Origin of the sequence: Arsenophonus nasoniae DSM 15247 (assembly GCF_000429565.1) — a bacterium.
Lineage (GTDB): Bacteria > Pseudomonadota > Gammaproteobacteria > Enterobacterales > Enterobacteriaceae > Arsenophonus > Arsenophonus nasoniae.
In genome coordinates this window covers 24,116-35,713 of record NZ_AUCC01000006.1, presented here as the reverse complement: position 1 = coordinate 35,713, position 11,598 = coordinate 24,116, and the positions used below count along the sequence as shown (strand labels likewise).

General features: G+C 39.7%; 11 protein-coding genes. 2 read left to right on the top strand and 9 right to left on the bottom strand.

Annotated features, from left to right (window positions below; genetic code table 11):
* Window positions 1-4 precede the first annotated feature (4 nt).
* Window positions 5-217 (top strand): DNA gyrase inhibitor YacG, encoded by a 213-nt coding sequence (gene yacG / locus G468_RS0102605; protein ID WP_026821779.1) that lies wholly within the window; start codon window positions 5-7, stop codon window positions 215-217.
* Window positions 218-321: 104 nt separating this feature from the next.
* Here the strand turns inward: yacG and mutT are convergent, their stop codons facing one another.
* The 3 genes from mutT to secM all read right to left on the bottom strand — a co-directional run bounded on the left by mutT (window position 322) and on the right by secM (window position 4,159).
* Complete coding sequence (gene mutT, locus G468_RS0102600; RefSeq protein WP_026821778.1) at window positions 322-723, bottom strand: 8-oxo-dGTP diphosphatase MutT; 402 nt, start codon at window positions 721-723, stop codon at window positions 322-324.
* Window positions 724-809: 86 nt separating this feature from the next.
* Window positions 810-3,521, bottom strand: coding sequence for a preprotein translocase subunit SecA (gene secA / locus G468_RS0102595; RefSeq protein WP_026821777.1), 2,712 nt, complete (start codon window positions 3,519-3,521; stop codon window positions 810-812).
* Window positions 3,522-3,655: 134 nt separating this feature from the next.
* Window positions 3,656-4,159 (bottom strand): secA translation cis-regulator SecM, encoded by a 504-nt coding sequence (gene secM, locus G468_RS0102590; RefSeq protein WP_026821776.1) that lies wholly within the window; start codon window positions 4,157-4,159, stop codon window positions 3,656-3,658.
* A gap of 35 nt (window positions 4,160-4,194) precedes the next feature.
* On the opposite strand from secM, the gene G468_RS0102585 reads away from it, so the two are divergent.
* The gene (locus tag G468_RS0102585; RefSeq protein WP_026821775.1) at window positions 4,195-4,713 is read left to right on the top strand and encodes a DUF721 domain-containing protein; all 519 of its coding nucleotides are present in this window, start codon (window positions 4,195-4,197) and stop codon (window positions 4,711-4,713) included.
* Window positions 4,714-4,806: 93 nt separating this feature from the next.
* Here G468_RS0102585 and lpxC read toward each other — a convergent pair whose 3' ends face one another.
* The 6 genes from lpxC to murC form a co-directional block, all read right to left on the bottom strand.
* A complete protein-coding gene (lpxC, locus tag G468_RS0102580; protein WP_026821774.1) occupies window positions 4,807-5,724 on the bottom strand; it encodes a UDP-3-O-acyl-N-acetylglucosamine deacetylase in 918 nt (305 codons plus the stop codon).
* Window positions 5,725-5,847: 123 nt separating this feature from the next.
* Window positions 5,848-7,014 (bottom strand): cell division protein FtsZ, encoded by a 1,167-nt coding sequence (gene ftsZ, locus G468_RS0102575; protein WP_026821773.1) that lies wholly within the window; start codon window positions 7,012-7,014, stop codon window positions 5,848-5,850.
* A 54-nt stretch (window positions 7,015-7,068) separates the two neighbouring features.
* Window positions 7,069-8,325 (bottom strand): cell division protein FtsA, encoded by a 1,257-nt coding sequence (gene ftsA / locus G468_RS0102570; RefSeq protein WP_026821772.1) that lies wholly within the window; start codon window positions 8,323-8,325, stop codon window positions 7,069-7,071.
* Between the two features lie 49 nt (window positions 8,326-8,374).
* Complete coding sequence (ftsQ, locus tag G468_RS0102565; RefSeq protein WP_026821771.1) at window positions 8,375-9,172, bottom strand: cell division protein FtsQ; 798 nt, start codon at window positions 9,170-9,172, stop codon at window positions 8,375-8,377.
* 1 nt (window position 9,173) lies between these two features.
* Window positions 9,174-10,094, bottom strand: coding sequence for a D-alanine--D-alanine ligase (locus G468_RS0102560; RefSeq protein ID WP_026821770.1), 921 nt, complete (start codon window positions 10,092-10,094; stop codon window positions 9,174-9,176).
* The gene (murC, locus tag G468_RS0102555) at window positions 10,087-11,595 is read right to left on the bottom strand and encodes a UDP-N-acetylmuramate--L-alanine ligase (RefSeq protein WP_026821769.1); all 1,509 of its coding nucleotides are present in this window, start codon (window positions 11,593-11,595) and stop codon (window positions 10,087-10,089) included. The genes G468_RS0102560 and murC overlap by 8 nt, the downstream gene beginning before the upstream one ends.
* Between the last annotated feature and the right edge of the window lie 3 nt (window positions 11,596-11,598).

Genomic DNA, 11,598 nt, shown 5'->3' with positions numbered 1-11,598 from the left:
CATTATGCCAGATAAGTTCACGGTAAAATGTCCAACTTGCCATAAAATTGTTATTTGGCAAGAGAGTAGCCTTTATCGCCCCTTTTGCAGTAAACGTTGTCGATTAATCGATCTTGGTGAATGGGCTGGTGAAGAAAAAAGGATTTCAAGCCAACAAAATATTTCTGAAATAGATGATTGGAATGAAACCTCCGATGATCCTAACATTAAAAAATAAATTTAAAATCAAAAACACTATGATCTTATCTACATCATTACATAACTCTTAAATACAATAATATAACAAACTTATTTATTTTAACTTATTTGTCGGATAGCAACTCAAATCACATTATTGATTAACATATCAACAATTACTCGGTTCGCAGGTGGAAATTCTTCAGCTACCAGTGATTTTTGTAAAAGCCAACGTGAAGATTGGCCTTCTTTTCCATACGGCTGGCAATCCCATTGTTCCACAAGAAAAAAATGCAACGTTATTCTACGATCTGGCAATTCATGTTCAACAACCTGCAACAATTGACTGTTAATAACATCTATCCCAATTTCTTCTTTAAGCTCACGAAACAATGCTTCTACCGGTGTTTCGCCAACTTCTAATTTACCACCAGGAAATTCCCAAAAACCCCCCATATGGGAATTAGCTGCCCGTTGGGTAATAAAAATTTCTTGTTGTGCATTTCTAATAATACCAACAGCAATGTGTAATTGTTTTTTTTTCATAAAATAATTTAATTATTTTTTAGTTGTACAGTAAAAAAGCGGATATATTCTCCGCTCTTATTTTTAATTGTTTTAGCCAATTCGCTTTAACCTAAGCTACCATGGCAATGCTTATATTTTTTACCTGAGCCACATGGACAAGGTTCATTTCGACCAATTTTATGGCCTTGGGCCGCCATTTGAGCTTCCGTTTTTGACATCAATGATTCATTTTCAATTTCATGGCTAAGCCGCTGCTTTTTCATAAGACGTTCTGCCTCTTCTCGTCTTTGCTGATCAAGTACAGTGACTTCCTCTGGTAATCGAACTTCCACTTTGCTTAATGTACTAATTACTTCATATTTCAAAGTTTCTAACATATTTGCAAACATACCAAAAGATTCGCGCTTATATTCCTGTTTTGGATCTCTTTGGGCGTAGCCTCGTAAATGAATACCCTGGCGCAAATAATCCATTGCAGCCAAATGCTCTTTCCATAATGTATCAAGAGTTTGTAGCATGATGCCCTTCTCAAAATTACGCATCATCTCGCTGCCAACAATGTCTTCTTTTTCTCTATAAGCTGCAATCGTTTTTTCTAGAATACGTTCACGCAAAGTTTCTTCATGTAATTCGGGTTCTTTATCCAACCACTCCTGAATAGGTAATTCTAAACTAAAATCGTTACTTAACCGCTTTTGTAAACCATCAATATCCCACATTTCTTCCAAAGATTGGGGAGGGATATAAGCATCAATAGTTGCGGTTATAACGTCTTCACGAATACTGTCAATTGTTTCACTAACATCACCACCATCTAATAGATCATTGCGCTGTGAATAGATAGCTCGGCGTTGATCGTTAGCGACATCATCATATTCTAAAAGTTGTTTTCGAATATCAAAGTTACGGCTTTCAACCTTACGCTGTGCATTCGCAATAGCTTTTGTTACCCAAGGATGTTCAATTGCTTCACCAGGTTTCATACCCAATTTACGCATCATACCTGCCACTCGATCAGAGGCAAAAATACGCATCAAAGAATCTTCCATTGAAAGATAAAAACGGGATGAACCGGGATCACCCTGGCGTCCAGAACGTCCGCGTAATTGGTTATCAATACGACGAGATTCATGGCGTTCTGTACCAATGATATGCAAACCACCAGCAGCAATTACCGCCTCATGACGCTCTTGCCACGCTGTCTTGATTTTATCAATTTGCTCCTGACTAGCGTCCTCTAGTTTATTGATTTCTGCCTGCCAACTACCTCCTAATACAATATCTGTACCTCGCCCGGCCATATTAGTGGCAATAGTCACTGAACTTGCCTGCCCTGCTTCAGCAATAATATCGGCTTCCATCGCATGGAACTTAGCATTTAAAACATTATGCGCAATTTTAGCTTTAGTAAGTTCCCGAGAAATTAGCTCTGATTTTTCGATTGAAATAGTACCTACTAATACCGGTTGGCCTCTGCTAGTACATTCACGAATATCATCGATAATGGCAGCAAATTTGTCCGCCTCAGTCATATAAACTAAATCAGGTAAATCATTACGGATCATCGGACGATTAGTTGGAATAACAATGGTATCCAATTTATAGATAGATCTAAATTCGAAAGCTTCTGTATCAGCGGTACCGGTCATACCCGCGAGTTTTTCGTATAGCCGAAAATAATTCTGGAAGGTAATTGATGCTAATGTCTGATTCTCATTTTGAATTTCAACCCCTTCTTTTGCCTCAACGGCTTGATGCAATCCATCTGACCAACGACGTCCTTCCATTGTACGTCCGGTATGTTCATCAACAATAATAATCTGACCGTCTTTAACAATATAATCCACGTCTCGACTGAAAAGTGCATGCGCGCGTAGGGCAGCCATAACGTGGTGCATAAGCATAATATTAGCCGGAGAATAAAGTGATTCGCCCTCTTCCATTAAATTGGCTTTTGCTAATAATTGTTCAATTAATTCCAAACCACGTTCTGTCAAGGTAACTTGACGCGATTTTTCATCAACAGAAAAATGTCCTTCACCTTGAAAAGTATCTGAATCTTCTTTCTCTTGCTGCTTAAGATGAGGAATTAATTTATCCACTTTTTTATATAGATCTGAACTATCTTCCGCTGGTCCTGAAATAATCAATGGAGTACGAGCTTCATCAATTAAAATAGAATCAACCTCATCGACTAATGCATAGTGGAGTTTACGCTGCACACGCTCTTCTGGACTAAAAGCCATATTGTCACGCAGATAATCAAAACCATATTCATTGTTAGTCCCATAGGTAATATCCGCAGCATAGGCTTCGCGCTTCATTGTCGCAGGCATACCGGGTAAATTAATACCGACTGTCATACCAAGAAATTCGAACAGTAATCGATTATTTTCTGCGTCACGCTTAGCCAAATAGTCATTTACGGTAACAATATGGACACCCTTACCCGTTAAAGCATTTAAATAAGCAGGTAATGTTGACGTTAATGTTTTGCCCTCACCAGTACGCATCTCTGCAATACAGCGCTCATTAAGTACCATACCACCTAGCAACTGAACATCAAAATGCCGCATATTAAATACACGTTTACTGGCTTCGCGAACGGTTGCAAATGCCTCAGGGATCAAATCATCTAATGTTGCTCCTGATTTTAGGCGCTGCCGAAATTCATCAGTTTTGGCTTTAAGCTCTTGGTCGGAAAATTTTTCAAATTCAGGCTCTAACTTATTAATAATATGAACAAATTTATCTAAACGACGTAAAGTACGATCATTACGACTACCAAAAATTTTTGTTAGTAACTTAGTTAACATAAATATTTTTTCTCAATTCAGGCGGTGCTGTTATTAAAATCCGCCTATATTATCTGGTTTCAACCAATATAATTAATATATTTAGTTGAACAATGGTTGCTATAAGAATCAACGAAAAGTCTATGAAATTTTTGTTACGGTCCGGCTCGAATACCCTGACCCCAAGCAACCCATAGCGCAGTTTGGTAGGCAATGTGATAAGAAGATTGTGTTAATGAATTGGTAAAATTTTGCTCATTAGGATAAAAAACACTCAAATTAACCATAGAGTAAAGAGTGTCAAGCATATTATAAAGCGAAATTGATTTTTTACGCACGCTTAAATTGGCCGCCAATTGCTTTTGTGTCTCATAAGCTGAGAAAACAAAAGTCAGTTGGCGGATCATATTTCGTAAAGCATGCTGATGCCAATAATTTGCGCCACAATTATAAAAAATACGATATTTACTGACTGCTTGTAGATGATCTAATGCTAAATTTTGCTGATAATTTGGTAATAATTGGCTAGTATGTGACATATTTTCAGTCACTTTTGCCAAAGTTGTAGGTATACCAATACTGGCCGTTACAATACCTAATAACAAGTGCGGCCAAAAATATCGTTTACCAAAATGTCGCCAAAGATCTAATATATTCATTGAATATCATATAATATAAGAATTGGAGTAAAAAAATGCGCGATAGTTATCCCCAATCTTTAAATATTTTGTTAAAAGAAAACAACCATGATTCAAATACCTTACAAACCATTCAACAGCGCGCGCAGGCATTAATTAAACTCAATAATACTGTTATCAGCCTACTTCCTATCGAATTAAAGGCTTGGTGTCGAGTCGCTAATTATCGTCAACATATTCTTATTCTAGAAGTTACCAATGCTAGCCGAAAAGCACGATTAAGCTATGAACTTCCTACGCTACTTTCAACATTACGTAACACTATTTTACCATCTTTATCTTCAATCAACATAATGATTAATCCATCATTATCATCTAAAAATTTAAAAAATTGCTTATCAATTCATCAAATAGCTATAAAACCATCAAAACAGATAATAAGCAAACTAAGCAAAGAGAGTGCAAAGACAATACGTAACCTGGCAAAAAGAAGTCCAAAAAAGCTAAAGGAAAAATTAGAGCGACTAGCTGCATTGGCCGGAGAGAGTACCAAAGCAACTAGCAATAAAGATTAATTTTGAGTAAAAAACATCAACGAAAGTAATGTAAGAGCGAGAATAATCCACTGATGTACCATAGATAGAATATCCTGCTTAAAATAATATATCTCAGATTATTATTGTCGAAGGTGTTTTAAATGCGACAGGCATTTCAGATTCATCTTCGAACGTCACCATATCCCAAGCAGATTCAGCTGCTAAAACAGCTTGCAATAATTTATTATTCAATGCATGGCCTGATTTATACGCGGTGAAAGCACCAACAATATTATGTCCACACATAAATAAATCACCAATAGCATCTAGCGTTTTATGACGCACAAATTCATCCTCAAAACGCAAACCATCTTCATTTAGTACGCGATAATCATCAACAACAATCGCACAATCAAAGCTGCCGCCTAAACATAAGCCTTTAGATTGTAAGTATTCAATATCACGCATGAAGCCAAAGGTACGCGCACGGCTAATATCTCTAACAAAAGATTTGGCCGAAAAATCTAGTTTATAACGTTGAGTACTACTATTAATAGCAGGATGATTGAAATCGATAGTGAAATCTAAGCTAAATCCGTTATAAGGCGCTAACTCAGCCCATTTATCACCATCTGTAACTCGGACATTTTCTTTAATACGAAGAAATTTCTTGGCGCTGTTTAACTCTTCAATGCCTGCATCTAACAATAAAAATACAAAAGGTGCAGCACTTCCATCCATTATTGGGATTTCAGGTGCATCTACCTCAATGATAATATTGTCAATTCCTAGCCCTGCTAATGCAGCATTCAGATGTTCTACCGTTGAAATACGTACATCATCTTCATTGACCAAGCAGGTGCATAGCATGGTATCACGTACCGATTTTGCCTCAGCCGGGAAATCAACCGGTGGATTTAAATCTGTACGGCGGTAGATGACCCCGGTATTTGCCGGTGCTGGACGCAATGATAAAGTGACTTTCTTGCCGGTATGTAAACCGACGCCCGTCGCTTGAACAATACGTTTTAGTGTCCTTTGTTTGATCATCGTTTTTTCTCACATCGTTAACTGTCTTGCTAACCCTCATTCCGTTAACTGTCTTGCTAACCCTCATTCCAGGATTAGCAAGATATTTTAGCACAAAAAGCAGAGAAACCAATCAATTGTTAACTAATCAGCCTGTTTTCTTAAAAAAGCTGGAATATCAAGATAGTCCGGCTCCTTATTTGACGGCATATTTTGTTCATTCACCACTTTAGCAGCCGTTTTTTCTTCCGTTAACGGAGTCATGCCAGGCATTGAGCCTTGCATCTGCTGATAACGCTGCTCTAGCGATGATTTTTGGGCTGTTTTGTTAGTAACCAACGTGATTTCTGGCCGCTTATCCATACCAATCCCTGTGGCAACCACGGTCACACGTAACTCATCATTCATTTCAGGATCTAGTGAAGTACCGATAACAACCGTTGCATTATCCGATGCAAATGCACGAATGGTATTACCCACTGTTTCAAATTCATCCAGTCGTAAATCAAAACCTGCGGTAATATTAACCAATACACCACGAGCGCCCGATAAATCAATGTCTTCCAATAAGGGGCTAGAAATTGCCATTTCTGCCGCTTCTTCAGCGCGATCTTCACCTCGTGCCACGCCAGATCCCATCATGGCATAACCCATTTCAGACATGACGGTACGAACATCAGCAAAATCCACATTCATTAAACCTGGACGAGTGATAAGCTCAGCGATGCCTTGAACCGCACCTTTTAGCACATCATTGGCAGCACCGAATGCATCGAGCAAAGAAATACCTCGCCCTAGCACTTTTAATAATTTATCATTCGGAATAGTAATCAACGAATCGACATGCTTAGACAGCTCTGAGATCCCTGTTTCAGCAAATGCCATGCGTTTTTTACCTTCAAAGTTGAAAGGTTTGGTCACAACTGCTACCGTCAGGATACCAAGCTCTTTAGCAACTTCGGCCACAACTGGGGCTGCGCCGGTGCCCGTACCACCACCCATACCAGCAGCAATAAAGACCATGTCTGCCCCATCAAGCGCATTGCGCAAGGCTTCACGATCTTCTTCAGCGGCATTACGACCAACTTCAGGATTTGCTCCTGCTCCCAAGCCTTTTGTAATACCATTGCCGATCTGAATAGTTTGTCCTACTGCTGTTTTACGTAATGCCTGAGCATCCGTATTAACAGCAAAGAATTCAACACCTTCGATGCGTTCACGCACCATGTGTTCAACGGCATTGCCACCGCCACCGCCAACGCCGATGACTTTAATCACCGCGTCATTGGTTAATTCCATTGGTTCAAACATAATCTCTCTCCGTTTTGTGCCTTATATAGAAGCGAAGATTTGCTTCTTACAAAATTAAAATTCTTTTCTCAGCCAACTAGTGATTTTATGAAACCAACTACTCACTGATGTACGCTTATCCATTTCGGCTTCATTCCCAAAATGAGTCTGTTTGCCGTAATGCAGGAGCCCAACAGCTGTGGAGTAATAAGGCTCCTGTGCATTGTCCGTTAAACCAGTTATATTTAATGGCTTACCGATGCGTACCTGAGTATGAAATACTCTTTGGGCACATTCGACTAGACCATCAATCTGAGCACCGCCTCCTGTTAAGACAATACCCGCCGCCAGATGATGTTTAACACCTTGCTGGCGTAATTGTTCTTGCAATTTTAAAATCTCTTCATTTACTAAGTTTAGCAACTCTGTGTAACGTGGCTCGATTACTTCAGCTAATGTTTGACGTTGTAAACTTCTTGGCGGCCGACCACCTACACTGGGTACCTCAACATTTTCGTCTTTACTAACAATAGTACCTAATGCGCAACCATGGCGAACTTTTATTGTTTCCGCATCGCTGGGAGGGGTACCAAATGCATAGGCAATATCACTGGTCACGACATTCCCTGCATAGGGTATAACCTTGGTATGACGCAGTGCACCGCCAGTATAAACCGCTATATCCATGGTTCCACCGCCAATATCGACAACACATACCCCCAATTCACGCTCATCTTCCGTTAAAACGGAATAACTTGACGCTAAACCGGCAAAAATCAATTGATCTACTTTTAAACCACAGCGTTCAACTGCTTTGACAATATTTTTGGCCATATCATTATGGCAAGTAATTAGATGTACCTTAGTTTGCATACGTACACCTGAAAGTCCGACCGGATTTTTAATTCCTTCTTGATAATCAATAGCATACTCTTGTGGAATAACGTGTAAAATTCTATGTTCATCACGAACTCGGACAGATTTAGCTGTATGAACAACGCTATCTACGTCATCTTGAGTAACTTCATCTTCAGAAATAGGTACCATACCTATTTCATTCTGGCAGCTAACATGCTTGCCAGAAAGCGCCAGATAAACCGATGATATTTGGCAATCCGCCATCAATTCAGCTTGATCAATAGCTCGCTGCACACATTTAACGACAGATTCCAAATCATTCACGCCGCCTTTATCCATCCCTCGAGATGGACAATTGCCGACACCAATAATATTTACCATACCATCAGGCAAAATTTCACCAACCAGCGCAGAAACCTTGGAAGTTCCAATTTCAAGACCAACTACTAATTTTCTGTCCGTCGTTTTAATCATCGTTAATTTGCCTGTATCTGATCAATCAGCAGTTCCAAACTCTTTCAACTCAGTGTGTAGTAGATTCGGCTAAAAGTGGTAACCAACCTACCGCTGCACCGCTACCATATCGCAAATCTATATATCCAATACGTTTATCTGTAACTTGTTTTAATAGTGGATAAAGCTCAACAAAACGGTTCAATCGCTCTTTAATATCCTGTTTACCAATATTTAATCGAATATCATTGGCTAAAACTAATTGCCACGCGCGGCGTGCAGTCATCGATACTGATTTAATGCTAAAATTATGTGGCGCCAGTTGCTGTTGCATAACACGATACATTTCTAAAACTTCTTGCTGACTGCCTTGTGGACCATATAACATCAGGAAATTACCTTTAACATTTAGTAACACTGGTAAACTAAAAACTGTTCCTTCAGCATTAATAAAAAAAGTATCATTCCATTTGGCATAAGGTTTATATTCTACTAGATGAATTTTTAGTTCATCAGGCCATTGCTTACGGACCGTAACTTGTCTTATCCACGGCATGGTTTTTATTTGATTCTGGATCGCATTCACATCAATTGTCATAAATGTACCCGGCATACCCAGTGCCAATATTGCTTTTCTAACATTATCGTCACGGGTGTAATGGCGTTCGCCAGTGATCACCAGCTTGGAAATCGGCAATCTATTGGCATCTTTCATCCAATTTAACACCATCCACCCACTCCCTATAATAGTACCCAATACTATTAAGAAGAAAATAATGCCTGCCAAATAAGAACCATTACTTCGGCCACCATCGTTCCGACGCTCTTTAGGCTCTTTATTACGAACGTTCAGTGATGCCTGCGGCATATTAGTCCGCCAATTCCAAAATCTTTTTAACTAACTGTGAAAAAGTCATTCCTGCTTGTTTCGCAGCCATGGGTACCAAACTATGGCCAGTCATTCCCGGTGAGGTATTAATTTCTAATAAATAAAAAACACCATCGTTATCTCTCATGACATCAACACGCCCCCAACCAGCACAACCAACCGCCTTATAAGCCGCTAGCGCTAATTTATTCAATTGCTCTTCTTCTTCAGCTTTCAACCCACTAGGACAGAAATATTGTGTCTCATTAGAGAGATATTTTGCATCATAATCATAAAAAACGCCTACCGGTTGAATACGAATCGAAGGCAATACCTGTTCCCCTACAATTGCCACGGTATATTCCGGCCCATTTAGCCATTTCTCAATCAGCACATCTTTGTCATAACGAAAAGCGAACTCTAGCGCTATTCTTAATTCAGACAAAGTGGTTACTTTGCTCATACCAACGCTTGAACCTTCAAGACTTGGTTTTACAATAAGCGGTAAACCCAAATGACAAACAGACTCAAAAAGCATTTCATCTGACATCATGGCTAACTGTTGCTTGTCCAGTGCTATATAGGGTGCAATCGGCAAACCTATACCCGCCCATAACTGTTTAGTACGTAACTTATCCATTGAAAGTGATGAAGCTAAAACCCCACTCCCGGTATAGGGTAAGCCTAAAAATTCTAAAACCCCTTGTACTGTCCCATCTTCACCACCGCGTCCATGTAAGGCAATAAAAACTTTATTATAACCAGCCTCTTTTAATTTGATGACAGCAAAATCTTTAATATCAACTGGATATGCAGCTATGCCAGCGTCACGTAAGCCATTTACTACCGCATCGCCAGATTGCAGCGACACTTCTCTTTCGGCTGAATTTCCGCCTAAAAGCACGGCAACTTTATCAGCCATGATACTTTTCCTTACTCGTTAGCATTGGCCGTAAATCTGTGTCAGCCAAATTACGTGCTATTTTGCCAATATTTCCAGCTCCCTGTATAAGTATCAGGTCGTTATCTTCTATAATTTTTGCTAAGGTTTCGCCAATTTGGTCATGCTCAGCGATAAAAATAGGATCTAATTTGCCTCGATTGCGAATTGTCCGACATAATGATCGACTATCTGCACCAGGGATAGGTTCCTCTCCTGCCGGATAGACATCTAGCATCAACAACACATCGACCTGCTCTAAAATATTGGCAAAATCATCATACAAATCACGCGTGCGAGTATATCTGTGAGGTTGAAAAACCATCACGATACGTTTATTTGGCCATCCTTCTTTTGCTGCTTTAATAGTAGCATCAACTTCTGTTGGATGGTGACCATAATCATCCACCAGCATAACGCTACCTTTTTTGCCATTAACATCCGCTAAAGGGAAATTACCTAACAAATCAAAACGTCTCCCAGTCCCTTGAAATTTTTTTAACGCCGTCAAGATAGCGCTATCATCAATACCTTCTTCGGTTGCTACCGCAATGGCCGCAGTCGCATTTAATGCATTATGACGCCCTGGTGCATTCAAGATGAAAGCTAAATCGGCTCTGTTTTCGCGCGCTACAGTAAAGAAACCTTGATTACCTCGTTGCTTGTAAGATGTAATCCGGACATCTGCGTCATCGCTAAAGCCATAAGTGGTAATATAACGACCTATTTGCGGTAACAACGAACGCACCACCGGATCATCAATACATAATACCACCCGACCGTAAAATGGTAGATTATGTAAGAAACTGATGAAGGTCTGTTTTAATTTCTCAAAATCACCATCATAAGTTTCCATGTGATCTGCTTCGATATTTGTTATAACAGCAACTAACGGTTGTAAATGTAAGAAAGAAGCATCACTCTCATCAGCTTCGGCAATCAAATAGCGGCTAGTACCTAAACGTGCATGAACACCTGCCGCTTTCACCAGTCCACCATTGATAAACGTCGGGTCTAACCCTGCCTGTGCATAAATACTGGCAATCATCGCAGTGGTAGTCGTTTTGCCATGAGTTCCTGCGATAGCAATCCCATGACGAAAACGCATCAATTCTGCCAACATTTCAGCGCGTCGAATGACTGGAATACGTGCTTCACGTGCTGCAATAATTTCTGGATTATCCGCCGCAATTGCCGTAGAGACGACGACGACACAAGCATTTGCGACATTCTCTGGTCGGTGATTAAAATAAATTTTTGCCCCAAGCTCTATTAATTGCTCAGTAACCGTATTAGGTAACAAATCAGACCCACTAATTTCATAACCTTCGTTAGCCAATACTTCAGCAATACCGCCCATGCCAGCACCGCCAATGCCAACAAAATGGATATGCTTAACCCGACGCATTTCGGGCACTGTTGCTCTTAATTTGGCTAATTGTTGTGTATTCACTATATTCTCTTCACTATTTTTATCGCTGATTTC

Coding starts and splice junctions, on each gene's coding strand:
- yacG (WP_026821779.1), top strand. CDS start 5: ATGCCAGATAAGTTCACGGTAAAATGTCCAACTTGCCATAAAATTGTT.
- mutT (WP_026821778.1), bottom strand. CDS start 723: ATGAAAAAAAAACAATTACACATTGCTGTTGGTATTATTAGAAATGCA.
- secA (WP_026821777.1), bottom strand. CDS start 3,521: ATGTTAACTAAGTTACTAACAAAAATTTTTGGTAGTCGTAATGATCGT.
- secM (WP_026821776.1), bottom strand. CDS start 4,159: ATGAATATATTAGATCTTTGGCGACATTTTGGTAAACGATATTTTTGG.
- G468_RS0102585 (WP_026821775.1), top strand. CDS start 4,195: ATGCGCGATAGTTATCCCCAATCTTTAAATATTTTGTTAAAAGAAAAC.
- lpxC (WP_026821774.1), bottom strand. CDS start 5,724: ATGATCAAACAAAGGACACTAAAACGTATTGTTCAAGCGACGGGCGTC.
- ftsZ (WP_026821773.1), bottom strand. CDS start 7,014: ATGTTTGAACCAATGGAATTAACCAATGACGCGGTGATTAAAGTCATC.
- ftsA (WP_026821772.1), bottom strand. CDS start 8,325: ATGATTAAAACGACGGACAGAAAATTAGTAGTTGGTCTTGAAATTGGA.
- ftsQ (WP_026821771.1), bottom strand. CDS start 9,172: ATGCCGCAGGCATCACTGAACGTTCGTAATAAAGAGCCTAAAGAGCGT.
- G468_RS0102560 (WP_026821770.1), bottom strand. CDS start 10,094: ATGGCTGATAAAGTTGCCGTGCTTTTAGGCGGAAATTCAGCCGAAAGA.